This is a genomic window from Heliomicrobium gestii (genome assembly GCF_009877435.1).
GTDB lineage: Bacteria > Bacillota > Desulfitobacteriia > Heliobacteriales > Heliobacteriaceae > Heliomicrobium > Heliomicrobium gestii.
This window is the reverse complement of sequence record NZ_WXEX01000003.1, coordinates 100,785-126,105: the sequence shown is the minus strand read 5'-3', so window position 1 is coordinate 126,105 and position 25,321 is coordinate 100,785. Positions and strand designations below refer to the sequence as shown.

Annotated in this window: 25 protein-coding genes; 2 read left to right on the top strand and 23 right to left on the bottom strand. The window is 58.5% G+C overall.

The window, feature by feature from the left end; all coding sequences use genetic code 11:
* Nucleotides 1-161: 161 nt before the first annotated feature.
* The 8 genes from GTO89_RS04435 to GTO89_RS04400 form a co-directional block, all read right to left on the bottom strand.
* A complete protein-coding gene (locus GTO89_RS04435) occupies nt 162-848 on the bottom strand; it encodes a response regulator transcription factor (protein WP_161260863.1) in 687 nt (228 codons plus the stop codon).
* Complete coding sequence (locus GTO89_RS04430; protein WP_328793859.1) at nt 826-1,938, bottom strand: sensor histidine kinase; 1,113 nt, start codon at nt 1,936-1,938, stop codon at nt 826-828. Before GTO89_RS04430 ends, GTO89_RS04435 begins: the two co-directional genes overlap by 23 nt.
* Nucleotides 1,939-2,073: 135 nt before the next feature.
* Nucleotides 2,074-2,844 carry a hypothetical protein gene (locus GTO89_RS04425; RefSeq protein WP_161260862.1) on the bottom strand — a complete coding sequence of 257 codons (771 nt, stop codon included), beginning with the start codon at nt 2,842-2,844 and terminating at the stop codon, nt 2,074-2,076.
* Between the two features lie 263 nt (nt 2,845-3,107).
* The gene (locus GTO89_RS04420; RefSeq protein WP_161260861.1) at nt 3,108-4,349 is read right to left on the bottom strand and encodes an Rne/Rng family ribonuclease; all 1,242 of its coding nucleotides are present in this window, start codon (nt 4,347-4,349) and stop codon (nt 3,108-3,110) included.
* A complete protein-coding gene (locus tag GTO89_RS04415; protein ID WP_161260860.1) occupies nt 4,346-5,044 on the bottom strand; it encodes a TIGR03936 family radical SAM-associated protein in 699 nt (232 codons plus the stop codon). Before GTO89_RS04415 ends, GTO89_RS04420 begins: the two co-directional genes overlap by 4 nt.
* On the bottom strand, nt 5,019-7,013 hold the full coding sequence (locus GTO89_RS04410) for a TIGR03960 family B12-binding radical SAM protein (RefSeq protein ID WP_170294375.1): 1,995 nt from the start codon (nt 7,011-7,013) through the stop codon (nt 5,019-5,021). The genes GTO89_RS04415 and GTO89_RS04410 overlap by 26 nt, the downstream gene beginning before the upstream one ends.
* A 123-nt stretch (nt 7,014-7,136) precedes the next feature.
* Nucleotides 7,137-8,024, bottom strand: coding sequence for a site-2 protease family protein (locus tag GTO89_RS04405; RefSeq protein WP_161260859.1), 888 nt, complete (start codon nt 8,022-8,024; stop codon nt 7,137-7,139).
* The gene (locus GTO89_RS04400) at nt 8,021-8,902 is read right to left on the bottom strand and encodes a murein hydrolase activator EnvC family protein (protein ID WP_161260858.1); all 882 of its coding nucleotides are present in this window, start codon (nt 8,900-8,902) and stop codon (nt 8,021-8,023) included. The genes GTO89_RS04405 and GTO89_RS04400 overlap by 4 nt, the downstream gene beginning before the upstream one ends.
* A gap of 113 nt (nt 8,903-9,015) precedes the next feature.
* On the opposite strand from GTO89_RS04400, the gene GTO89_RS17065 reads away from it, so the two are divergent.
* Together GTO89_RS17065 and GTO89_RS04395 are read left to right on the top strand one after the other, a co-directional pair.
* The gene (locus tag GTO89_RS17065) at nt 9,016-9,192 is read left to right on the top strand and encodes a hypothetical protein (protein ID WP_170294374.1); all 177 of its coding nucleotides are present in this window, start codon (nt 9,016-9,018) and stop codon (nt 9,190-9,192) included.
* Nucleotides 9,193-9,428: 236 nt separating this feature from the next.
* Nucleotides 9,429-10,841: an amino acid permease gene (locus GTO89_RS04395; protein WP_161260857.1), complete on the top strand. Its 1,413-nt coding sequence runs from the start codon at nt 9,429-9,431 to the stop codon at nt 10,839-10,841.
* Nucleotides 10,842-10,964: 123 nt separating this feature from the next.
* On the opposite strand, the gene GTO89_RS04390 is transcribed toward GTO89_RS04395, so the two are convergent.
* From GTO89_RS04390 to GTO89_RS17775, 15 genes are all read right to left on the bottom strand, one after another.
* Nucleotides 10,965-11,153 carry a hypothetical protein gene (locus GTO89_RS04390; protein ID WP_161260856.1) on the bottom strand — a complete coding sequence of 63 codons (189 nt, stop codon included), beginning with the start codon at nt 11,151-11,153 and terminating at the stop codon, nt 10,965-10,967.
* Between the two features lie 147 nt (nt 11,154-11,300).
* Nucleotides 11,301-12,839 carry an N-acetylmuramoyl-L-alanine amidase gene (locus GTO89_RS04385; protein ID WP_161260855.1) on the bottom strand — a complete coding sequence of 513 codons (1,539 nt, stop codon included), beginning with the start codon at nt 12,837-12,839 and terminating at the stop codon, nt 11,301-11,303.
* 12 nt (nt 12,840-12,851) lie between these two features.
* A complete protein-coding gene (locus GTO89_RS04380) occupies nt 12,852-14,534 on the bottom strand; it encodes a nucleoside kinase (protein ID WP_161260854.1) in 1,683 nt (560 codons plus the stop codon).
* 129 nt (nt 14,535-14,663) lie between these two features.
* Nucleotides 14,664-15,323 carry a flagellar brake protein gene (locus GTO89_RS04375; protein WP_161260853.1) on the bottom strand — a complete coding sequence of 220 codons (660 nt, stop codon included), beginning with the start codon at nt 15,321-15,323 and terminating at the stop codon, nt 14,664-14,666.
* Nucleotides 15,324-15,336: 13 nt separating this feature from the next.
* Nucleotides 15,337-16,467 carry a rod shape-determining protein RodA gene (rodA, locus tag GTO89_RS04370; protein WP_235920231.1) on the bottom strand — a complete coding sequence of 377 codons (1,131 nt, stop codon included), beginning with the start codon at nt 16,465-16,467 and terminating at the stop codon, nt 15,337-15,339.
* Between the two features lie 149 nt (nt 16,468-16,616).
* Nucleotides 16,617-16,886 carry a cell division topological specificity factor MinE gene (minE, locus tag GTO89_RS04365; protein WP_161261019.1) on the bottom strand — a complete coding sequence of 90 codons (270 nt, stop codon included), beginning with the start codon at nt 16,884-16,886 and terminating at the stop codon, nt 16,617-16,619.
* 33 nt (nt 16,887-16,919) lie between these two features.
* Complete coding sequence (gene minD, locus GTO89_RS04360) at nt 16,920-17,723, bottom strand: septum site-determining protein MinD (RefSeq protein ID WP_161260851.1); 804 nt, start codon at nt 17,721-17,723, stop codon at nt 16,920-16,922.
* Nucleotides 17,724-17,736: 13 nt separating this feature from the next.
* Nucleotides 17,737-18,609, bottom strand: coding sequence for a septum site-determining protein MinC (gene minC, locus GTO89_RS04355; protein WP_161260850.1), 873 nt, complete (start codon nt 18,607-18,609; stop codon nt 17,737-17,739).
* Between the two features lie 128 nt (nt 18,610-18,737).
* On the bottom strand, nt 18,738-20,846 hold the full coding sequence (mrdA, locus tag GTO89_RS04350; protein ID WP_161260849.1) for a penicillin-binding protein 2: 2,109 nt from the start codon (nt 20,844-20,846) through the stop codon (nt 18,738-18,740).
* Complete coding sequence (mreD, locus tag GTO89_RS04345) at nt 20,843-21,346, bottom strand: rod shape-determining protein MreD (protein WP_161260848.1); 504 nt, start codon at nt 21,344-21,346, stop codon at nt 20,843-20,845. The genes mrdA and mreD overlap by 4 nt, the downstream gene beginning before the upstream one ends.
* Nucleotides 21,347-22,189: a rod shape-determining protein MreC gene (gene mreC / locus GTO89_RS04340; protein WP_161260847.1), complete on the bottom strand. Its 843-nt coding sequence runs from the start codon at nt 22,187-22,189 to the stop codon at nt 21,347-21,349.
* Between the two features lie 360 nt (nt 22,190-22,549).
* Complete coding sequence (locus GTO89_RS04335) at nt 22,550-23,581, bottom strand: rod shape-determining protein (protein WP_161260846.1); 1,032 nt, start codon at nt 23,579-23,581, stop codon at nt 22,550-22,552.
* A gap of 20 nt (nt 23,582-23,601) precedes the next feature.
* On the bottom strand, nt 23,602-24,291 hold the full coding sequence (gene radC, locus GTO89_RS04330) for a RadC family protein (RefSeq protein WP_456237454.1): 690 nt from the start codon (nt 24,289-24,291) through the stop codon (nt 23,602-23,604).
* 46 nt (nt 24,292-24,337) lie between these two features.
* A complete protein-coding gene (locus tag GTO89_RS04325; RefSeq protein WP_328793865.1) occupies nt 24,338-24,952 on the bottom strand; it encodes a Maf family protein in 615 nt (204 codons plus the stop codon).
* 24 nt (nt 24,953-24,976) lie between these two features.
* On the bottom strand, nt 24,977-25,234 hold the full coding sequence (locus tag GTO89_RS17775) for a DUF4321 domain-containing protein (RefSeq protein ID WP_161260843.1): 258 nt from the start codon (nt 25,232-25,234) through the stop codon (nt 24,977-24,979).
* Nucleotides 25,235-25,321: the final 87 nt, after the last annotated feature.

Below are 25,321 nucleotides of genomic sequence, written 5' to 3'. Positions count from 1 at the left end.
GACTCGCCAGGCGCAAGGCGCGGCCGAAGCCGACTTCCCCAGCCCGTCCTGAGCGGTTGAGGACAGAGGACATATACCTACAAATCAGTATTTTATCGAGTTGGAATGCCTTTGTCAAGGGATCTGTCTTCAAATCATTGAGGCATCCGCCGTCACGGCCATCACCCGTTAAAACGGTATCCCGTTCCCCAGAGCGTCTCAATGTAGGCCGGGTTGGAAGGGTCTTTCTCGACCTTTTTGCGTATTTTTTGAATGTGAACGGCCACCGTCGCCAATTCGCCCAGGCTCTCTTCGCCCCAAATCTTATCAAAGAGTTGTTCCTTGCTGAAGACGATGTTCGGATTCGAGGCGAGAAACAAGAGCAACTCGTACTCTTTGGTCGTCATGGAAACCTCTTTGCCGTCGACAAAAACCTTGCGAGCGGCCGTGTTGATCTCCAGCCCTTTGTGGCTGATGACTTCAGTGGCCGCTCGTTTGCCCGTCAATCGCTCATAGCGATGGATATGGGAGTTCACCCGGGCCACCAGTTCGGCAAACCGGAAGGGTTTGGTCAAGTAATCGTCGGCGCCGACGGCCAAGCCGCGAATGATGTCGATATCGTCTGACTTGGCCGATAAGATGATGATGGGGATCTCCATGCTCTTGCGGATCTCCCGGACGATCTCGTAGCCGTCTTTGTTGGGCAGCATCAGATCGACCAGCGCCACATCATAGATGCCCGATAGGGCCTGCTTGAGACCCAGCGCGCCATCTTGCACGATGGTGACGGTGTAACCGTTGAGACGAAGATAGTCCCGCTCCAGTTCGGCGATATGGATGTCATCCTCAATGATCAGGATTTGCTTCATGGTCGCTCCTTTCCACCGGGAGCGCGATGATGAAACGAGCGCCCTCATTCTCCTTGCTCGAAAGGGAGATCGCGCCGCCATGGGCCTCGATCAGTTCCTTGGCGATGGCCAATCCGAGACCGGTGCTCCCCAGATCCTTCGTTCGCGCCCGATCGATGCGGTAGAACCGGTCAAAGACGAAGGCCAGCTTTTCGGAGGGAATCCCGGGACCGTTATCCTGGATGCTGAGGCAGATAAAGTCACCTTCCTGATACAGTTCTACCGTGATCGCCAGATCCCTTTCCGGCCCGTATTTGACGGCATTGCCGATGATATTGCGTACAGCCTGGTTGATTCGCTTCCCGTCAATGGACACATGATGCTCTTGCGCCAGCCGATCGTTGAAGGTGAAGGCGCATTGCCGCTCCTCCAGTTCAAATTTGAATTCTTCCATTAAATCCTGCATAAAGGGCCTGATCGAAAGGGTCTGCCGGTGCAAGGCCAGTTTCCCCAGGTCCAACTGGGAAAAGAGAAAGAGATCATCGATCAGTTTGTTGATGTAGATGGTGTTGCGGTGGATCGTCTTCAGGTATTTTTCTGCCCTCTCCGGCGAGTCGGGCACCCCCTCCAGAAGGGCTTCCACATGACCCTGAATCGCCGTGATGGGCGTCTTGATGTCATGGGAGATGTTGGCGATCAGTGTCTTCCGATTCTCTTCATACTCCTGCTTCAGTTTTTCGCCTTCCCGCAACTTTCGAGCCATCTCATTAAACGAGACGATCAACGCCCCGATTTCGTTGGGAATATCGCAATCGATCGAAACATCGTAGTTTCCCTTGGCGATCTCCTTGACGCCCTGATCCAACTCCTGAACAGGGGCAAAGAGCCGTCTTTCCAATCGACGGAGAAAGAAGAGATGGATGACTTCCTTCACGGCGATGAAGGCCACGAGAAGCAGCAAGATCGCCGTGTTTCCGACCCAAGAAAACAGCACATAGAGAAACAGGAGGTTGAAGAGGATGACGCCGGGACGCACCCATCGGAAATACTTATGAAACTGATGAAAGTCCCGGTGATTCCTGTGATGGTGGAAAAAATGCCTGTGTCTCACTTTTTCTCCGCGTCCTTTCTGCGACTCGGCGCCGCTTTTTACGCTTTTTATCTGAAGGAAAAAGGGCGCGACAAAGGAATTCTGCCGGCGCCCTTTTATACCCTCTTTTGTTGAACCGGATCGGATGGCGATTGTCTACCAGACGAAACGAACCTGCGCGTTCAGTTTCACGTCCTCCATGGCCTCTTCCGCCCCCTGCCGTTTCCCCTCCATATCGGCAGCGATCATGATGATCTCGTTGGCTTCATTGATCAGCGCCTTGCAGCGGACTCTTCCCTGGGCTGAAGGCAAGAACCGGTGGACCATGCCAAGGGGTCCGTGAGAACCGTGTCCGCCGTGAACGCCATGACCGCCGTGTTCTCCGTGGAAGGGAGCTTCAACAGGAGCGCCCGCTCTTTCAAAGCCATGACCGCAATGGAGATGCCGTTCTTTGATCCGCTGGTGAATGGTTGCCCGCATCTCGGCAGGAAGGGCGTCGGAATCAAAGGAGACAAGAACGGTCTTATCCTCCTGCGCCTCCACTTGCACATGGGAGAGAAGGGTCAATGCCACGTTCATTCGCTCGAAAAATCCCTTGATGCCATGGCGTCCCAGCCTGCAATGGCCGTGGAAGCTATGTCCATGAAAGCCATGTCTATGGAAGCCATGGTGAAAATGACGGCGATGGAAGCCATGGCCGCCGCAGGAACGGGAAAACTCGGTGCTGCTCTCATGTTTCAACACCCGGTCTCCGTCGTTCACCTCGGCGCAAACCTTGGCCTTCACCGTGTCGCTCACCTCAAAGTCATTCCCAAACTTCAGTACGGTCACACCGTCTCTCGCGCCCTCCACCGTGAGAGCGCCTTTGAAGACATCCTTCTCCTTCATCGCCTTGACCACGTCAAGCAGCAGTTTCATTTTGTTCATTCGAACAACCTCCTTCGTTTATCTTGTGAGGTCATTCTAATCCGCAAAGGATAAGCGGCAATAAAGAAAGTTTAAAAAGTTTATAAACGATTCTTTCGAGGTTTTAAAGTGTCGACACCTGTCGTCACATCTATCGCCTGAGCAGTTCTGGTCAAGGACCAGGAAATGAAAAAATCAAATGGAAAAGCGCCCCAGAAAGTCCAGGGCGCTTCAATCTGCAATTGGTTGGGCGGATCTGCGAGCGCAAGGGAAGGCGTCAAGGGTCAGGGGGTTTCCCCCTTCACGACCCGTCCCCTCCCGTCACAACAGTCGCATGGGGTCGTCAGGAGCGAGGCGAGGCTCGGACGCACCTTCTTGCGGGTCATCTCCACCAGCCCCAGCGCCGTCAACCCCAGCACGCTCGTCCGCGTCTTATCCCGCGCCAGGTGCGCCTCCAGCGTCTCCAGGACCTCGGCGCGGTGTCGCTCGTCACGCATGTCGATAAAATCGATGATGATGATCCCGCCGATCTCGCGCAGGCGGAGCTGGCGCGGCACCTCGCGAGCCGCCTCAATATTGGTCTGGCGGATCGTCTCCTCCAGATTGACGGAACCGGTGAAACGGCCTGTGTTCACGTCGATGACGGTGAGCGCTTCCGTCTCCTCGATGACCAGATAGCCACCCGACTTGAGCCAGACCTTGGGACGCAAGGCTTTGTCGATCTCGCTGTGCAGGTTGTGCTCGGCCCAAAAGTCGCGTCCCTCTTCCAGATGCAAACGCTGGCGAAGCGCCGGCAGGTTTTCGCCGGCCCACTCCCACATCCGGTTGTACACATCGAGATCGCTGACCCGAATCAGCGCCACCTCAGCGTCAATGCGATCGCGCAGGAGCCGTTCGACCAGGTCGCCGCTGCCGTCGATCAGGCAGGGCGCCGGTCGGCGGCTGGCCTTTTCGTGTATCCTCTCCCAGCGCTTGGCCAAGCGGGCCACATCGGCAGCCAGTTCCTCTTCTGCGGCGCCGGCCGCCGTCGTACGGACGATGAGTCCCATCCCGGGCGGGCGCACTTGTTCAACCAATTGGCGAAGGCGTTCCCGTTCCGCCGGATCATCGATCCGCCGGGAGACGCCTCCTTGATCGCCGTCAGGCAACAAGACGACCCAGCGTCCAGGCAGGGTCAAGTGGCAGGTCACGCGAGGCCCCTTGCCGCCGATCCCCTCCTTGAGCACTTGGACCGTCACTTCTTGGCCCGGTTTGAGGATATCATCGATTGAAAGACCGGCGCGCAGATCCTTTAAGTCAGGCGGCAGCGCGTCGGCAAGGACAAGAAAGGCATTCCGTTCCCAACCGATATCGACGAAAGCCGCCTGCATGCCCGGCAGCACGTTTTCCACACGGCCCTTATAGATGTTCCCCACCAGAACGCCCTGATCGCTCTGCTCCCAGTGGACCTCGACGAGGCGCTCTTCCTCTAAGACAGCTACCTTTGTCCATTCCTGGTCAGCCTGAACAAGGACGGTCTTGTTCATAGGACGTCCATCGGCGTCAGCAGCCGCTCTCCCTGGGCGACAAACAAGCCGAGACGGAGGATGCGGACTCGCTCCCGATCGACCAGCAGGCGGCCGTACCGACACACCGCCTCTAAGACCTCTTCGGGACGGACATTGCCCTCGCTGCCGGTCTGGACGAGCATCTCCAAAAGTACGGCGTCGTCGGTTCGGGAGCCGGACAGTTGGAAAAGACCGGGACGGATCTCCCGTGTGGAGACGCCTTTTTTCCCTTCCCGTTCCACCAGCCAGGATGTCTCGGCCAGGCTCCTGGTCAGGGCCTCGCTGATCGCCGCCTCATCAAAGGGTTCTTGCAACGGCGCCCGCAGGCGGTACTGGGCGCGGTTGACGGCGGCCATCAACGCCTGTGTTCCCGGCGGAACGGCCTTGACGCCGTGGATGCCGAATCCCTCGGGCATGGCTTTTTGCAGCCGTTCCTTCACCGCTTCCGGGTCTACAGACTCTGCCAGATCGATGTCGACATACTCGCCAAAAGAGACGATCCCGACGGCCAGCGCCGATGCGAAGGCGATCTTAGGGTGGGGATTGAAGCCCTCTGAAAAGGCCAGAGGGATGGCCGCGCGGCGCATGGCCCGCTCAAAAGCTTTCTGGGTGTCCAGATGGGAGAGCCAGCGCACCGGATCCTGTTTGCTAAAGGCGATCCGGACTCGGAACATGGTCACCACCCCGCAAATCGATACTTACCCCTAAAGTCGGACAGACGCCACATCCGGCGCATGAGTCGACCCGGCAGTCCCGGGTCAGCGATGCCGCCAGGGCGTTTTTATGTTCCCTGATGAGATACTGGCGAGAGACGCCAAAATCGAGGTGGTCCCAGGGCAATGGGTCATCATAGCCGATGGCCCGGTAGGCGTACTCAGCCGGATCGACGCCGCACTCCCGGAACGCCTCCATCCACGTGTCATAGCGGAAGAATTCAGACCAGCCGTCGAAGACACAGCCTTTTTGCCAAGCCCGGTGGAGCACCTGGGCGAGCCGGCGGTCACCCTTGGCAAAGACGGCTTCGAGAAAGCTGATCTGGGCGTCATGCCAGTTGTAGCTGATGCGGCGGTCGCGAAGCCGCTGTTTCAAGAAGGCCTGTTTCGCCTCCAGGTCGGCCATGGCGGCCTGAGGCTCCCACTGAAAGGGGGTCTGCGCTTTGGGCACAAAGGATGAGGTGCTGACGGTGACGCGGACGCTCTTTTTGATGCCCTTTTCCCGCAGGATCGCCGTTCCCTTGTACACGACCTGTTCGGCCAGGCGAGCGATCCCTTCCAGGTCCTCCTCCGTCTCCGTCGGCAGGCCAATCATGAAGTAGAGCTTGAGACCGGTCCAGCCGCTGGAAAAGGCGCTCTCGACCGTCTCCATCAGGTCCGATTCAGTGACCCCCTTGTTGATCACATCGCGCAGGCGCTGGGTGCCAGCTTCCGGCGCGAAGGTGAGGCCGGTCTTGCGCACCTTCTGGACCTCTTTGGCCAGGTCGACGGAGAAGGCGTCCACGCGCAGCGACGGCAAGGAGAGACCCACCTTCTGCCCGGCATGGGTGGCGATCAATTCCTTGATCAGGGGCTCGACACAGGTGTAGTCGGCGGTGCTCAAGGAGGTCAAGGCGATCTCGTCGTAGCCCGTCGCCTTCACGAGCTCTTCCGCCTGCCGCTTCAACGTCTCCGGGGAGCGCTCCCGAACAGGCCGGTAGATGCTCCCGGCCTGACAGAAGCGGCAGGCGCGGGAACAGCCGCGGAGCACTTCGAGCATGACCCGGTCGTGGATCACGTCCATGAAGGGCACCAGCGATGTGGTGGGAAAGTAGGCCTTGTCCAGATCGGTGACGATCTGTTTCTTCACCTTTTCCGGAACACCGGGCCGCATCGGCTTCGTGCCGAGAAAACGCCCGTTCTCTTCATACTCAGGCCGGTAGAAGGCAGGCACGTAGACGCCGGGGATAGCGGCCAATCGAAGCAGCAGCGTCTCCCGGCGGGAGCGATCGCCCCGGTGCGCCTTGCCAGTCTGCGGCGACGCCGCGCCGGTTTCAACCTGTTCGCCGCCGCAGTCGGCTCCGCCAGCCGGAAAGGCTGTCTCGCTTTTAAAGTCTGCGATGGTCTGCAGAACCCGCGGCAGTGTCTCCTCCCCTTCGCCAAGGAGGATCAGATCCAAAAAGGGCGCCACGGGCTCCGGGTTCACGGCGCAGGGGCCGCCCGCCATGATCAGCGGATCGCCGTCCCCCCGTTCCTCGGCAAAGAGCGGGATGCCGGCCAGGTCAAGCATGTTGAGGATATTGCTGTAGGACATCTCATACTGCAGGGTAAAACCGAGCACATCGAATTCTGTCAGCGGTCGCCGGCTCTCCAGGGAAAACAGCGGCACGCCTCGCGACCGCATGGCTTTCTCCATATCGGGCCAGGGAGCGAAGACCCGCTCCATCGCCATACGCGGCTGTTCGTTGATCAGGTGGTACAGGATGCGCAAACCCAGGTGGGACATGCCGACCTCATAGACATCGGGAAAGGCGAAGGCCATCGTCACATCGACCTGTGACCCGTCCTTTTTTACCTGGTTGTGTTCGCCTCCCGTATACCGCGTCGGTTTCGTCACCTTTTGCAGCAATTCGTCTTCTAGGATTTTGCTGATTTCATTTTTACGACTCAAACTGGTATCCCCGCCTCACGCGCTGATTCGTTCAATTATAACCCATACACAATGATAACGGAACTTACGATAAGATTATCCCCTTTAACCCGGAAAGACAACCCCGCCGGACGCTTTTTTGGCCTATCGCCCACCGTCTTTGCGAATCAGTTCCCCAACGGCCAGGTCTTCCTTGCCTTGCAGCATCTGTTGGAGCAGTTCGCTCTCACTGACCTGGCCGATAACGGCGCCTTCCCCGTCGATAACCGTGACAAGCAGGCACCGCTGAGGGACGATGCGCGGCAGCAGGCTGGAGACGCGCGCATCACGCCGGGCAACGACCACCTCGCCGCTCCAGGCCGCCTGACCCGTCAGTTTGCGTCGTTTTACCCGGAGCAGGTTCCAGAAAAACATGGGGCCGTTGCTCCTTTCCTTGTGGGCGCCCAAAAAAAGAAATCCGGCGATCAAGGGCAGGTCAAGACCGCTCCGTCCCCCGTAAAGGCCGGCGATCGCCAGCAGGCCAAAGAGCAGGGCGAGGCCTTCCCCCCAACCGGCGGTGCGCAAAGAGGCGCCCATGACGCCCCAGCGCCCGGCCAGCCAGGCCCGGCAGAGACGACCGCCATCTAAGGGCAGGATCGGCAACAGGTTAAACAGGCCGATCGAGAAATTGACGTTGCGCAGGAAGTCAAAATAGTCACCCCAGTCGACGCCCAGGCGCACTCCACCTTCCAGGATCAACAGGAGGAGAAAGGAAAAGAGTGGACCGGCGAGAACAACAGGAATTTCATCGCCGGGGCTTTGTTCCAGGCCGGGTTCAAGGCGCGCGACACCGCCGAAGGGAAAAAACTCAACCTCCTGCACAGCGAAGCCTTTGCGCCGGGCTGCAAGCACATGGCCAAACTCATGCCAGGCCACACAGGCAAAGGCGAGAGCCACTTCCGTAACGACACCTGCCCAGACATACAACGCCGCCAGCACGATGAGCCATTCGTTGATCCGCACGTCCACCCCGGCCAGGCGGACGATTCTCACTGGGGACGCCCCCCCTTTTCCCCTTCAAAGGGATCGACGCTGTGTCCCTCCCGGCGAACCTCCAGGTAGAGTTGCGCTTGACCGTCCGATTCACTGCGGGCCAGGCGACCCAGGAGCGTTTCCAATCCGACGGCCTGACCGGTTTTGACCTCCGTCGATTCCAGCGGGCCCAGGATGCGCACCGTTCCATCATCGACCGCGATCTGGACGAAGTGACCGCCGTTTTCCACCCATGTGACCGCCACCTTGCCGGCGACACCGGCGGTGACAGCCGATCCGGCGGGCGCCGCGATGCGAACGCCGGGATAAAATTGACCCCCTCGCTGCCCATAGGTCTGGACGAGGATGCCCTTGACCGGCCTGTCCACTGGAAGGCCCACCCGCGCGCCGCCGCCGGCAGGGGCAAAGACAGGCGTGACGGCAGCCGCGTCGGTCCAGAGACCCAGGCGCAAGACGGCTTCATGGAGGGCCTCATATTCGACATTCTCAGTAGCAACGCGCCGAACCTCGCCCTGCAGCCACCGTGCCCAGGGCTGGTCAAACTGGAAGATCTGCCAGCAGATTGCGAAGAGCGCCAACGAGATGGCCGTCTGCCAGAGCCAGCGTCGCAGCAGCGATGCCTCCCCCCTGCCTGGCGGCGATTCGCCCCAGCGGGCTGTCTCATCGCTCGGAAACCAACTCCGTGAAGCGGCAAGACCAAAACGGCTGAGCCAGCGGTTCCCCCCGGCGCCGCCGCTTCCACCGCCCATTCCGTCCTTCGGCGGTTCAGGGCCGATCTCCCGTTCCGGTTCGCGAAGGCTCTCGCCCGACGGCGCCGGACGGCGGCGTCGTCGATTGAGGATCCATTCGCCCCCTTCGGGAATGATCGACTTCTTCACACCTATCCCCCCTATTCGCCATACCTGATACACTCTATGGCCTAATTGGAAAAAATAGGACAGGCATGTTTGCGAAGGGCCGCGGGCATACTGGCATGCAGGAGGTAGTGTGAATGGCCAGAATCATCCCCTTGCCGCGGCCGCACCGAGCCGGCAAATGCTCTGAATGCCCCATGGCCCCATGGTGCTACACCAACCCGGCGGACCGTATCTCAATCAACCCCGTACATACACAAGCGATGAAGCGAGCCTTTGAAGAATGCATCCACCGGCGCGACGATGATCGATAGCCCTAGCCCCAAACACAGGCGATCCGGGAATTCCAGATCGCCTTTTTTCTTTGTCCACCGGAGAAGGACACTTGTGTAAAAAAGGACAAATGCGTATAATATGTGCTTGTTGGATCGCACAGCCAATCGTGATATCCAAAACCCGGGCAGGGAAAACTTTTAATGCCCGTCATTGCGCGACCTCATTTAAGCAACCCTTATGCCCATAGCTTACGGAAGGAAAGGAGCCTCTCTTCATGAACCTCTGGCGGAAAAAGAACCTGGACCAGTTGATCGAGTTCGCCCAATCGAAAGGCAGTCTGAAAAAGACCCTGGGCGCCCTTGATCTGACCCTGCTGGGCATCGGCGCCATCATCGGCACGGGCATCTTCGTCCTGACCGGCATCGCCGCCGCCGAACACGCCGGTCCGGCCCTGGTCCTCTCCTTTGTGCTCGCCGGCCTGGCCTGCGGTTTCGCCGCCCTCGCCTATGCCGAGTTCGCCGCCCTCTGCCCCGTGTCGGGCAGCGCCTACACCTATTCCTACGCCACGCTCGGGGAATTTATGGCCTGGCTGATCGGGTGGGCCCTCATCCTGGAATACGGGTTGGCCTCTTCCGCGGTCTCAATCGGCTGGTCCGCTTACTTCGTGAAACTTGTCGAAGGGCTTGGCTTCCACCTGCCAGCGGCCTTTGTCAATCCGCCGGCAACGGGAGGCATCGTCAACCTGCCTGCTGTGGTCATCGTCCTGATCGTGACCACGCTGTTGTCGATCGGCATCCGTGAGAGCGCGCGCGTCAACAACATCATGGTTTTTATCAAGATGGTTGTCGTCTTCCTCTTCATCGGCGTCGGTGTCTGGTATGTCAAACCGGCCAACTGGATCCCCTTCATGCCCTACGGCGTCTCAGGCATCTGGTCCGGCGCCGCCATCGTCTTTTTCGCTTACATCGGCTTTGACGCCGTTTCCACGGCTGCCGAAGAGGTAAAGAACCCCCAGCGTGACCTGCCCATCGGCATCGTCGCTTCCCTGGCGATCTGCACCGTCCTCTACATCATCGTCTCGGCGATTCTGACCGGCATTGTTCCCTATGACCAGTTCAAAGGCGTTTCGGCGCCCGTTGCCCTGGCCATGCAGGTGGCCGGTCAGAACTGGTTGGCCGGCTTTGTCTCTGTCGGGGCCATCGCCGGCATCACGACAGTCCTCCTGGTGATGATGTTCGGCCAGACGCGGGTCTTCTTCGCCATGAGCCGCGACGGCCTGCTGCCGCCGCTTTTCTCGAAGGTGCATCCCCGCTTTTCCACCCCCTTTGTCTCCACTTGGCTGACCGGGTTTATCGTCGCCTTTATCGCCGGTTTCGTTCCCATCGGGATTGTGGCGGAGATGGTCAATCTGGGCACCCTGTCCGCCTTTGTCTTTGTCTCTATCGGCGTGATCCTGCTGCGGCGTCAACGTCCCGAATTGAATCGCCCTTTTCGTTGCCCCGGCGTCCCCTTTACGCCCCTGCTCGCCGTGCTTTTCTGCGCCTTCCTGATGGGTTCCCTGCCCTGGATCACCTGGAAGCTGTTTTTGATCTGGATGGCGGCAGGAATTGTCGTCTATTTCCTCTATGGCTACTCCCACAGCCGGATCGCAACACCTGCTGGAAACCAACACTCATCGGAGAGCTAGCGCTCAGTTCGGAGATGATACGGTCGCACACATTGAAAACCGTCAAAAAAACCCGCCCTCTTTCTGTTGCAAGAAAAAGGGCGGGTTTCTTTGATCCTACTTCGATTTTAATAGAAGACGAACCTATTCGGCGGGATACCGAGTCCCGTACTCCTGCGCCGGGGGAAAACGATCCCGTGATTGGGCCTGTCCGACCAGTCGCCGAACCGCCTGTGGGTCAAGCCGCTGCATCTTCCGGTAGCTCTTCTTTTGGCCCAACTCGAGCCAAATGACAGCCCCGATGAATAACGCCAACAAGGCAACCATGTACATCAGCCGCGTTCCCCCTCTCATGCCTCCGGTCGACCATCGCTTCCACTGCGCCTTTCGCTAGCACAATGATGCATATTCAATAGAACGACTAGTAATTCCTTCCATTTGCATCTTTTTTCGTTCGTCATATTCCGACCGGTTACACCTTTAGGTTCGCATGGGCCGTTTTAAATACTCCATCATGGCGCCCACGATCGCCCGGGCGACGCGATCTTGAAAATCCGGTGAGAACATGAGCGCCTCTTCTTCAGGATTGGAGATGAAGGCGCTCTCTAGCAAGGCAGCGGGAACCTCGGAGGTGCGCAACACATAGAATCTGGCTTGTTTGATCCCCCGGTCAGATCTCCCTGTAGCCGGTTGGACCTTCCGTTGGATCGCCTCGGCAAAGGGACGGCTATCCTCCCCGTAAATCCATGTTTCTGTTCCGCTCGCTTCCGGCGCCGAGGCAGAGTTGGCATGAATACTGAAAAAGAGGTCAGGGTGGATCCGGTTGTTGATGATCCCCCGGTCGGTCAACGATACATCCATGTCTGCCGAGCGGATCAGCAAGACATCAACACCCTGTTTTACCAGGAGGTCACGGACCTTAAGGGCCATGGCCACCGTGAAATCCTTCTCCCGTTTGCCTGTCGGTCCCAGCGCCCCGGGATCGCTGCCGCCGTGACCGGGATCCAGCAGGATCAGGGGCGTTCCGGGATGCCGCAACAGGGCTGTTCCCGGAATCCGGATCCGCAGGCCGTCGGCTGTTTTTTCAATCTGCGGGGTCACCGGTCCGTTCACATCGATGACGATGCGAGCCATATCCTCCCGGAACTGGCCGAGCCGCACCTGTTTGACCGGTCCCAAGTTGATGGTCCTGTTTTTCAGCAGGTCATCGCCCAGCTTGGCGCCCGGCAAATCGACGACGACCCGGTCAGGCCCGCCCAGAATGGTGAGTTGATACTGAGGCTGGTCCGTCTTCGCCAGAACCACGATATCTTTATTATTTTCGATCTGCCAATCAAGATCATAGAGCCCACCCGTCGGCGCCGGGGCCGGGGCCGGATTTGTCGTTCCGGCGGGCGCTGCCGGCGTTCCGGACGGTGTCGACGAACCTGGCGAAGCAGGGGATGGGCCAGCCCCGCCCGGCGAAGCCGGCGTTGCCGGCGCCTGACCTGCAGGGGACGTTGGGGATGTCGTCCCCGGTGTCGCCGGCGATGACGACGGCGGTGACGACGGTTCCCCTGTCGATGCCACGTACGCCGTCCGGCTATCGCCGTCCCAATCGATCTTCCCGCCCATGGAGGCGCCGACAAAGCGCAAGGGGACAAAGAGCCGATCGTTTCGGAGTTGGGCCGGGGCGTCCAGGGCGACCCTTTTGCCATTGACCTCGGCCTCCCACTGTCCGGGGCGCAGGGCGATCATCAACCCGTCGCCGGACAGGGCGGCTTCGTATTTTTCGCTGTTCCAATCCACTTTCAGTCCCAGTTGTTCTGAGATGACGCGAACGGGCACCAGCACCCGGTCCTTGACGATGACCGGCGGCGAATCGGGGACGACGGCTTTGCCGTTGATGACCAGATTGACGGTCTCCTGGGACGGCGAAGCCGCAGCCGCCGTCTGGGGTTGTCCAAAGCAGAGAGACGCGGTCAGCCAGCCCGCCAAAAGGGCTGCCGCCGCGAGATACCGATGAGATCCTTTTACCACCGTTAGCACTCCTTAGAAAAAACAACTGCCGCCGATAAATTCGCGGAGGATGGAGTTATGAGGAACCTCAACATCCCCCATCGGTCGGAAATAATCGAGCAGCGTCAAGAGTCGTTGCGCCTCTCCGTAGGCCTTCGAGTCGCGAGAGATGGCCTCCAGCAGCGGCGCCGCGTAGCGGGCCAGGACAGCCAGTTCATAGACGAGAGCAGAGTTGAACATGATGTCCGCCTCTTCCTGAAAGGGGAAGATCCACCGTTCCTCGCCTCGGCGGACAGAGGGCCACATGGTCAAGGTCCGCAGCGCATCGTGAGAACGGAACTGGTGGTCCCGGACGATGCGGCGGATGCAGCGGGCATCGGTCGTCTTGATGTAGTTCATGGGGGTCAGGTTGAGTTCCATGAGGGCGCTCACATAGATCTTAAACTTGTGATCGCGGGCGACCGCTGCCGTCAACTTTTCGTTAAGACCATGGATCCCTTCCACAATGATGGGCCGATCGATGCCGGCTTGGGCCATATCGTCGTGAAACTCCCGATCGCCCGTATGGAAATTATAGCGCGGGATCTCGACAGCCTCTCCGGCGATCAATTTCATCAAGTGGTCGTTGAAGAGGGCGCAATCGACGGCGTCGATGGACTCGAAGTCATAGTTGCCGGCACCGTCGCGCGGTGTCTGGGCGCGCGGCAGGAAGTAGTCGTCGATCGACAGGGTCACCGGATCAAGGCCATTGACGCGCAACTGGATCTTTAGCCGCTGGGCAAAGGTTGTCTTTCCCGAGGAAGAGGGACCGGCGATCAGGATCAATCGCGCCTTATCGGGATCTTCGGCGATCCGATCGGCGATCTGGGCGATCTTCTTTTCATGAAGCGCTTCGGCGATGCGAATCAATTCCCCCGTCTTCTCTGCACCGATGTGACCATTGAGGTCGCGCACATCGCCCACCTTGACGATCTTGGTCCATTTGTCGGACTCGCGGAAGATGTAGGCCAGTTGCTTCTGTTCCACATTGGGCGGGATCCGGTACGGATCGGACTGGTCCGGATGGCGCAAGAGAAAACCGGCGTAGTGATGCACCAGTTGATAGGTGGTGATCATCCCCGTATGGGGAACCAGGATCTCGTCGCTATAGGCCACATAGCCGCCGCAGGTGTAGATGTTCATCGGTTCACGGCTGCGAAAGCGGAGGATGTCGGCCTGGTCCTGGCGACCGGCGGCTTCCAATATGTGCAACGCCTCATCACGGCTGACGACCTGACGGTCGATCGGTTCAGCGGCCCGGACGACTTCCCACATCCGTTCCCGCAAGCGGTCGACCATCTCTTCGGTCAACGGTTGGTCGCCCAAAAGTTCCCCGTAAAAGCCCTTGTTCAGGGAGAACTGGACCTCCAACTGACGACCGGGATATAACTCGCGCGCCACCCGCATCAAGACGAAGGCAAGGCTCTGCCCGTAGACGCGCAGACCCGTTTCCGAGGACATGTCGACCATCTCGACCAGACAGTCCCCTTCGGGGACATAGGCCAGATCCTCCAGGACATTGTCGACACGGACGGCCACAATCGGCGCCGGGTGCTCGGGCTGCAGTTCCCAGGCCAACGCCTGCAGCGGCAGACGGCGGTTCCACCAACGACAGAAAAAGCCTGTCTTGGGAGAGGACACGGTGAGTCCCAGACAGTTGGCTGCATATTCGTTCATCACGCCGTTCCTCCTCTGTTGCCCCGGAACGTGTGTTCCGAGTCGCCCTTTCATTATACTTCGTTATGAGTTACACCGACAGGTGCTTTTGTCCTAAAAAAATAACCCCGCCGGGGGTTTTCGGCAGGGTTATTGGATTCCTTGGCTGCGCATCTCGCGCTGTCGGGTGAAGATAAACTGAATCACCCGTTCCTGTTCTCCCCGGGAGATGTTCAGGAACTCAATGCCCAACACGTAGGCGAGTTCCTTTCCCTCCCCTTCGATGAGGGAGCGTTTGACCTGTCCGCTGACGCGGAGCCGGTCTTTGCCGAGAGGCAGATCCACAAGGATCTTGTCGCCCACATGCAATTGCTCCTTAACGGTCAGGCAAACGCCGCCGCCGGAGATGTTGCGGATGACCCCCTTGAACCAGGTCCAGTCCTTGGGTTCCACATCCTTCTCTTGTTTGCAGTACTGGGTGGCAATGGTGATGGGAAAGCGGTAGAAGTTGCGACGCTGCACCTTATCGGCGCGGATCGGTTTTTTCACGATGATCACGGGAAGCGGGTTCGAGCGGCGCGATTGCACGATCGTCTGAAAGACCCAGACCCCGTGCTCGCTGGCCTTGTAAAAGATCAGGTGCTCCCCGATATGCAGCGGAATCAGTTGTCCCTCTTTGAAAGGCAATGCCAGCGTCAGGGTGTCCTCTCCCACATCCTCAATCCGGCTCTTGTAATGACCGGAATAGATACTCCCCGCCGGGATGAGGATCTGGATGAGGTCATTGACGTTTAGTTGTTCCTGACTCATGACATGTCCACTCCTAAAACATTATCGACTGTCTACGCCAGTAAACGTTGAGCAACAAGCCCAAACAGACGAGGTTTGTCAGCATGGCCGAACCGCCGTAGCTGACAAAGGGCAAGGGAATCCCCGTAACCGGCATGATGCCTGTTGTCATACCCACGTTGACCAGGACATGGAAGAGCCACATGGATACAATTCCCGTCACAACGAGGGAACCGAAACCGTCTCGAGCATCAAGGGCGATGCGAAGGCCGCGCAGGATGATGACGAAGAAGAGCGCCAACAGGCCAACGGCGCCGATAAAGCCAAGTTCCTCGCCGACAACGGAAAAGATAAAATCTGTGTGGTGTTCCGGCAGAAAATTCAATTGGGCCTGGGTGCCTTGGAATAACCCTTTGCCAAAGAGTCCGCCCGAGCCGACGGCGACGAGCGATTGGCGGATGTGGTATCCGTCACCAAGGGGGTCTATGTCCGGATCGAGGAAGATGATCAATCGCTTGATCTGGTAGTCCTTCAAGGGCAAAGGAAGTCCCCAGTTCAGGTGGCTATAGATGGCCACAACGATCACCACGATACCGGAGAACACGAGGAGGCCCAGGATTTTCTTGTTCGCTCCGGCCGCTGTCATCATTCCCAGCATGATGGCGATGAAGACGAGGGATGTACCTAGGTCCGGCTGCTTCAGGATCGGCACCATCGGCACAGCCACGAAGGCGAAACAAGGAAGCATGTCCTTCAAGGTGTCCAGACGCCCCTGTCTTTTGGACAGGAAGTCGGCAAAGGTGAGGATCATGAGGAGCTTGGCGAATTCAGATGGCTGAAACTGAAATCCGCCAATGTTGATCCAGCGAACGGCCCCGTTGACGTTGACACCAAGACCGGGGATCAACACGGCCACAAGGATCACAATGTTAAGCCCATAGAGGTACCAGGAATAGCGGGAATAGGCTTGATAGTGAAAAAACATCGATACGATCACAAGGCCGACTCCGACAAAGACCCAGATGGTTTGCTTGCGGGCGAAGGCCATCGGGTCGGCGCCCACATTGGATGAAGCGCTGCGCATGATGATAATGCTGAAGGTCAGCAGGAGAAGCACAACGGCAACCAGTGTCAGATCCAGGTTCCGCGCAAGTTTCCAGCGCAATGGTGTTCCCCCTACCCTATGGTCTGAAGACATTCCTATTATAGGGGATCGTACAGACAATGAAAAGCCCCTCCCATTTTGTAAAAAGAGGGGCTTCCTGTTACTGGGATTCTACTTATTTTTTGAAGTTGCCCGTCGCTCCCACAAAATCAGACATTGCGACGCTTTAATCCGAGGACGGGAATATTTGCCACCAGGGCAACAGAGGCCTCTTCATTGTTTAAGTTGACTTCCAAGGCTCTCTCATCGATCTCCAGATAACTGGAGATGACCTTGATCAGGTCCTCTTTGAGCGCGTCCATGATTTCCGGCGAAACGCTGCTGCGATCGTGAACCAGCACGAGACGCAGGCGCTCCTTTGCAATGTTTTTGCTGTTGCCGCTGTCGCGGCTGAACATGCGATTTAAAAAATCCAGCACCGCCATGGGCTTTCCTGCCCCCTTTCCTGCCTGTTAGCGGTTCATGCCGAAGATTTTGCGAACTTTATCAATGAAGCCTTCCGAGATCTCCAGGTTCATCAGGGGCACCTCGGCGCCGGTCAAGCGACGGGTGATGTTCCGGTAGGCTTGTCCGGCGCGGGAGTTGTCATCAAGCACCGCCGGTTCGCCTTTGTTGGTAGAGATGACGATGGTGTCGTCTTCAGGCACGACACCGAGGACATCGATGGCCAAGATGTCGACCATGTCCTCGATAGACATCATGTCCCCCTGTTTGACCATCGTCGGCCGCAGGCGGTTGATGATCAGCCGGGGGTTGCGCAGTCCTGCCGCCTCCAGGAGACCGATGATGCGGTCGGCGTCCCGGATCGCCGAGACCTCAGGTGTCGTGACGACAACGGCCTTTTCAGCGCCGGCGATGGCGTTCTTGAACCCCTGTTCGATTCCGGCGGGGCAGTCGATCAACACGAAGTCGAACTCCTGTCTCAGGTCTTCGCAGAGCTTCTTCATCTGGGCCTGGTTGACGGCTGTCTTGTCCTTTGTCTGGGCTGCCGGCAACAGGCTAAGACGACCGTCAGGGAACCGCTTATCCTTGATCAGCGCCTTGGCGTAGGTGACTTGGCCGCTGGTCACATCGACGATATCGTAGACGATCCGATTTTCCAGCCCCATGACGACATCGAGGTTGCGCAACCCGATATCCGTATCGACCAGGACGACTTTGAAGCCGAGTGCAGCCAGTCCTGTACCGATATTGGCCGTCGTTGTTGTTTTGCCGACGCCGCCTTTGCCTGAGGTGATGACAAACACTTCACCCATGTGTGATCCTCCCTTACATGTCTTTGCCGTAAGCTTTGTTTCCATAATGGTAGCGCTCAATCGTCACCATGCCATCCCGTATGCGGGCGATTTCCGGATGGTCAGGGCCTTCCTCCTCCTCATCAGGCGGACGGGTGATATGATTGGCAATTCGCAGTTGGGTCGGGCGAAGCCGGTAGGCGGTCACGACCGCCTCATCGCTGCCCATGGCGCCGGCGTGGGCGACACCGCGGAACACTCCCATGACGATGATGTTGCCCCCGGCGACGATTTCGGCGCCCGGGTTGACATCGCCCAGAATGACCACATGGCCGGGATAGCGCACCGTCTGACCGGAACGAAGGGTTCGCTGGATGAGCAGCGTCCGCTCATCGCCCCCCTGGGTCAGGATGCCGGTTTGCGAATCGGTGGAGGCGCCGCCGTATTGATCAACCGGTTCCGCTGGGGCAACGGTATGTTCAAAAGCCTCTTCGACGGGCGAAAAATCAGGTGCGGCGCTCTCCCAGTTCTCCCGGTTTTTGGCGGCGCCATCGGTCCGTTCGCTCGACTCATAGAGGTGATTGGCGATCTGGTAGATGCGTTCCCGGTTTCCTTTCAACACAACCCTTTCCTCCTCGTCGTTTTGGCCGGCCGAGTCGGCCCAGGAATTGATGCCCCGCAAGATGAGCCCATAGGACGGGAAGAGGGTTCGAAGCCGTTCGATCTGGTCCGTTTGGAGTTGCCGTGTCCCCACATCGATGGTGACATGGGCGCCCACAAGAAAACAATCGGCGGAAGCCAGTTTTTCTTCTATCGCAGCGGCCAGTTCGTAAAAATCGCACTGGGAGTCCAAAAAGAAGGTAAGACCGTCTTTGGATCCTTTGATCACGATGTCTGCTTTTCGCATTGCCGTCAACTCGCCCCTCAGCCGATTTCCATATCTTTACCATTTTTGTTCCATCAATAAATTCTACGCTTTGGGGGGAATTCCTTCAAGCAAAACAAAAAAACGAGGAGACTGGCTCCTCGTTTCCCTTACTCTTCGACACGCCCAAAGGGAACCAAGGCATCCGGGCTCGATGGGGAGACGCCGAAGTAGGATTCCAGGGCAGCACGCGCCACGACGCCGGCGGAAGCCCCGCCATGGTAACCGTACTCGACAACGCCGGCATAGGCCACTTCCGGGTTGTCATAAGGCGCAAAGGCGACGAAAACACCGTGGTAATCCTTATCCTTGTTGTCACCGGCTCGTCCCGTTTCGGCTGTGCCTGTCTTGGCAGCGACTTTGACAGGGAAATTGTGAAACAGGTACGACGCCGTCCCCCCCGGCTCTGTGACAGCCAGCATGGCCCGTCGGACCGTGGCCATGTGCTCAGGCGATACAGAGACCTGGTTGAGGATGGTCGGTCCGAACTGTTGGACAACCGACTTGTCCGGCGTTTCAATCCGGTCGACCATGTAGGGCTGGAAGCGGGTGCCCCCATTGGCCAGTGTGGCAATGTAGTTGGCAATCTGCAACACAGTATACTGGTTACGACCCTGACCGATGGAGGTGTTGTAGGTCTCGTAGGGCTGCCAATAGGGCCAGTAGTTCAGATCGTTGCGATAGTCGCGCTCGATCGTCTTGCGCATGGATGTGTCTTTTTTCTGGATCTTGCCTTTTTCCTCTTCCGTCTGGGCATTGGCCAATTCTTCACGGGTCTTCTTTTCCTGTTCCCGCATGCGAGCCTGGTACCGGTTGTCCGCATAGGAACTTCCCCAGGCGCGCTTCCAGTCGCGACCGGGCAGGAGACCTTCCTCCTCACCGGGCAGCAGGATGCCCGTCTCCTGACCGAGGCCAAACTCGCGGGCGATGCGGCTGATGTTGTCGATGCCGGCCCGGCGACCCATCTCTTGAAAATAGACGTTGCAGGAACCGGCGACCGCTTCGTTTAGGTTGACAGCGCCATGCACGCTCCAGCATTTGATATTGGGTTTCTCCCAGTAAGCGCCGGTGCAGGTGATCTTCTCATAGGGGTTCAGTCGTTCTGCTTCCAACGCAGCCATGGCGGTGATCGGTTTAAACGTGGATCCCGGCGGGTAGGAGGCTTGGATCACCCGGTTGATTCCCGCCGGCGGATCGGAGCGGAAGTAATAGTCCGCTTTTTCCTGGTTCATGGCCCCGACGAAGTCGTTCGGGTTGAGGGCCGGCCGTGATACCATCCCCAGGATAGCGCCGGTGCGGACATTGATCAGAACGGCGGCGCCGGCTTTGGCCTTCGCGTTCTCTCTCTGCAGCTGGATCAAGGTCCGGTCCATCGTCTCTTCCATCGCCTTCTGCACCCTGGAGTCGATGGTCAAGACCAAACGATCGCCCGGCGTAGGGCTGTTGGTATAGAGGTTGCGGATGGGGCGGTTGGACTGGTTGATCTCCACCTGCTGATAGCCGTCCCGTCCACGGAGGTATTTTTCATAGGCCTTTTCCAGACCCGTCTTCCCGATCATATCATCGAGGCGATAATTCTCATCGCCATACTGCTTGAGCTCTTCAGGGCTGATCTGCCGGACATATCCGAGCAGGTGACCGGCGATCTGGCTGCCATCTACGGAAGGATAGCTGCGCACAGGGCCTTTTTCGACAACAACACCCGGCAATTCGGCCCGGCGTTCCTCAAGCATGGCCACCTCGGTGTCGGTCAGGTTGGACTTGATCAGGATGGGCTCGTAGAGCCGAGACCTGCGCTTTTTGAACTGTTCGCTGATGTAGTCCGCTGTGATCGTGGGGTCATTGGCGCCCAGGATCTGGACCAGCTTCTGCACAACAGCCTCGCGGTCGTTATTCTGAATGCCCAAATATGTCACATAGGCGTTAAAGACCGGAACTGACGTGGCCAGCGTCGCGCCATTGCGGTCGACGATATCGCCGCGCATGGCCGGGATCGGCAGCATCTTGATCCGGTTTTCCTCGGACGTCGTCAGGTATTCCGTTGAAGCGACAAATTGGAGATAAAAGAGACGGCTGATGAGGATCAGGAAGACGAAGACCGCCGCCACGGCAAAGAACCGCAACGTCTTTTCCAGGTCTTTTCGACGCTTTGCGGCAGGCGGATCGACGGTCATCTCGTTGCCCATTTCATTGACGAGGTTGTGTAAATCGAGACTCACGAACCCACCTCTTCCTTCGGCAGCCATCCCTTGCGAGCGACCCGGTAAAAGGCGCCGTAGAGCAAGGGGACTGCCGCTGTGTTATAAAGAGCCTGGGTCAAGAGGGTCATGAAAAAACCGCCGACGGCGAAGGGCAGGCCGGCGAAACTCCCCAGCAAGAAGGCCAGGGTATGGTAGGCGAAGGTGCCGGCGAGTACACAACCGATGGGTACGAGCAGGTTGTCTTTGTACAGCCGCCCCTCGATGAAGCCGCAGAGGCCGGCCGTAGCCGCCAGGGCCAGTGCGTTCAACCCGATGTAGCGTCCTGTCAGCATGTCCAAAAACAGGCCGGCGCAGACACCGAAGATGCTGCCGAAACGACCGCCGTTGAGTATGGCCGTAAAGACGACAAGGATCAACACCAGATGGGGTGTTACGCCGGCAATGGCCAGGTTGGTCATCAGGGTTGTCTGCAAGGTCGTGCTCGCCAGCAGCAACAGGACCAGGTTCAGATGGCGCAACTATTCTCCCTCCTGGCGCAGGACCTTCTGGACGATGAAAACCTCTTCCAGCCTCTGAAAGTCGACAGCAGGCCGGAGTGTGGCCTGTTTCGTCAAACCGTTCGGTTCGGGCTCGACGGCGACGACATAGCCGATGCGCAGGCCTTTCGGGTACAGCGATCCCAGGCCGGACGAGACGATCAGTTGGTCTTGCTGCACCGGCGCGTCACGCCGCAGGTGCAACATCTGCAACAATCCCGAGTTGTCCCCCTTCGCCTCGACGATCCCCGGCTCCCGTGTCATCTGAATCATCGATGGCACCGGCGCTTCCCGGTCAATGATCAACAGAACCTGACAGGAATGGGGCGATACGGAGGTGACATGACCGATCAATCCGTCATTGTTGATGACGACCATATCTTTGGCGATCCCATCGGCCGATCCCCGGTCGAGGGTCAATGAACGGAACCACGTCGATGTCTCACGGCCGATCACCCGGGCCGCGACCATCTGGTAGTTCCCCCCTTTTTCCTCTTTAAACGCCAGCATCTCTTTCATTCGGAGATTTTCCAACTGGTACTGGCGAAGAAGCCCATTTTCACGACGCAATTCGCCATTTTCCTGGCGAAGGGCCTCGTTCTCCTCCTTGACCTGACGGTAGTTGATCACCGCCTGGCCCATGGCCTCCCCCTGTCCGGTTACATAGGCAAGACCTGACTGGAAAGGCGCCAGCAGCGCATGGCTGGAACTCTCCAACATCGTCGTGTCCCACCGGTCGTTGCTCGTCATACGAAGAAGCCCCAGGCCGATGACCGTTCCAAAGCCGACGACAAGAAGTGTCTTTCTCATTCTTGTTCGGGCCAAAAAGGCTTCCCCCTTAATGGATCAAGGCACATCCCTGTGTCTTTCGCTATCCCTTTTCCCACTTGCCTGGCTCTCTACAAGCAGGGCCAGGCGGCCCCGCCGCGAACTCGGTTTATGCCGCACAGCAATGTCCCCTGTGCAGTCCCCCTTGCGCGCTAGCCGGCTTATGCCGTTGATTCCATGTCCGTTGACGTGATGCATAATTCCTAGGACGCCACTGGAACACCTGTTCACGACATCCAGAAAAGGCAACGCGTCACTCAACTATTTTCGATCAATGACGACAAATAATCAACGGGTTTTTGGTTTTTTCAACAATTTCCTATTAAATCATGCATGTCCCTGCCGATGAAGCCGGACCTAATTGAGCCGCTTTTGCGGGAGTAAGACACGCTTGAGGGCAGGGATGTTTTCGAGGACGCGACCGGTGCCCAGGGCGACGGCGGAGAGGGGCTCGTCGGCTAGGTAGACAGGCATGCCGGTCTGCAGGCTGACGAGGCGGTCGAGTCCGCGCAGGAGGGAACCACCGCCCGCCATGACGATGCCGTGTTCCATCAGGTCGGCTGCCAGTTCGGGCGGCGTTTTTTCCAGACAGACCTTGATGGCGTCGATGATGGCGGCCACCGGCTCGGAGAGGGCTTTTTGGATCTCCTCGGCCGTGACAGTGACTGTTTTCGGAAGGCCGGAGACGAGGTCGCGGCCCCGCACGTCGATGGCCTCATGCAATTCCTCGGCGCGATCGAGGTACGCCGATCCGAGACGGATCTTGATCTCCTCTGATGTCCGTTCGCCGATGGCCAGGTTGTACTGGCGCTTGATGTAGGCGGCAATGGCTTCATCCATCTCATCGCCGGCGATGCGGATCGATTTGGAGGTGACGATGCCGCCGAGGGAGATGACGGCCACCTCTGTGGTGCCGCCGCCGATGTCGACGATCATATTGCCGGTGGGTTCATGAACGGGCAGTCCGGCGCCGATGGCCGCCGCCATGGGTTCTTCGATGAGGTAGGCCTCCCTGGCGCCGGCCTGCAGGGCCGCTTCCTTGACGGCGCGCTCCTCAACGGCGGTGACGCCGCAGGGGACGCAGACGACGACGCGGACGCGGGAGAAGAGGCCTGTGCTGGAGCCAAGGGCCTTGCGGATGAAGTAGCGCAGCATGGACATGGTGATGTCAAAGTCAGCGATGACGCCGTCTTTCATGGGACGGATGGCGGTGATGTTGCCGGGCGTCCGGCCGATCATCTGCTTGGCCTCCTCGCCGACAGCCATGACGGAACTGCTGTCCCGTTGAATCGCGACGACAGAAGGCTCCCGCAGGATGATCCCGCGGCCTTTCATGTGCACCAGCGTGTTGGCGGTGCCGAGGTCGATGCCCAGATCTTTTGTAAACATATTCCTATCTCCTTACCGGATCAGACGTATCCAAGTTCTTTGAGGCTGCTGTAGCGGTTATCACCGATGATCACGTGGTCGAGGATCTCAATCCCCAAAATTCTTCCTGCTTCAACAATTCGACGCGTAATCTCGCGATCCTCCCGCGAAGGCGTAGGGTCTCCGCTGGGATGGTTATGTACGAGCACAACCGCAGCGGCGCTTTTGCGAATCAGGACTTTGAACAACTCCCGGGGATGGACAATGGACGACGATAAGCTGCCCACGGAGATATCCTCAATGCTGAGAACCTGGTTCTTCGTGTTCAAGGCGATGGCGCGGAAGACTTCTCGATCCAAAAAGCGCATATCCTCCATCACGAGTCGACTGGCATCCTCTGGCGAACGGATGGCGGGACGCGATTCAGGCGCCGTCGAAGCGATGCGGCGGCCCAACTCTACGGCTGCTTTGACCTGCGCCGCCTTGGCGGCGCCCAGCCCTTTGAGGGCGCTCAGTTCGTCGGCGGTCGCTTCTGCCAAAAAACGCAGCCCTCCCTGCCGGAGGATGCGATGGGCCATGTCAATGGCCGTTTCCCGGGTCGTTCCCGTCCGCAACAGGATCGCCAACAGCTCGGCGTTGGTCAATGCCTGCGGTCCTGCCGATAGGAGGCGTTCACGGGGGCGCAAATCCTCGGGCAGGTCTTTAATGGTTAAATGATAGGTTTCACTCACGGCCATCCCCCTCTATCGTGGGGAACGGGCTGTCAATGTGCGACTGCTAAGCGGGAGTCGTGGCGCTTTTGTTCCCTTCCGTTCCAAGCATCATCAGGGAAATCCCCCATTGGCGAAGCAGTTTGTCCAAGCGGACGAGGGGCAACCCCACAACGTTAAAGTAATCGCCTTCCAAGCCTTCGACCAGCAAGGCGGCCAGCCCCTGGATGCCGTAGGCGCCGGCTTTATCCAGACAGTCGCCGGTGGCGACATAGCGGTCGATGTCCTCCTCCGTGAGGGCGCGAAAATGGACCTGCGTCTCTTCATAACCGCTCGTTTCTTTGACAATGCGGCCCTCGTTGACGTGAAACAGGGCCAGCCCTGTGATCACGCGATGGGTGCGTCCGGCGAGACCCTTGAGCATCTCCCGGGCATGGTCGGGCGTTTTCGGCTTGCCGAGCACATCGTCGTCGACGACGACGATCGTGTCGGCGCCCAGGACGATCCCGTCGGAGACACGGTGGCAAACCCACTGCGCTTTGCCGCGAGCCAGCGTCATCGCCTGCGCCTCCGGAGCCAGATCGTCGACCCCTTCTTCTGAAAAATCGCTGGGAATGACCGTAAAGGGAATCCCCAGGTCGGTGAGCAACTGGCGCCGACGAGGCGACGCCGATGCCAGCACGAGGTTCAAAAAAATCCCTCCAGGCTAGAATCGCCGGTAAAGAAAGATGCCGGCCACCATCCCTGCGGCGCCGGCCAGGTTCAGCTTGATGCCAAGGCCGACGGTGAAACTGAATGACACCAAATTGATGTGAGCCGGGCCGAGTTCAACTTCCTTGTTCAGCTTCATGACAGGCACGACAGGGCTCAGCGCTTCCCCGATCAAACTGCCGATGATGGCGCCCACGATCATAAACAGAACGAGCATCCCAATCTGACCGGCGCCGACACGAATCCCCTTCACAGCCCGTACCCCCTGCGCAATAAAAAAGGAAAGCCGGGAACACTCCCGGTATTCCCAGGTAACTCGAAAATTATTCGTCAGTAACCA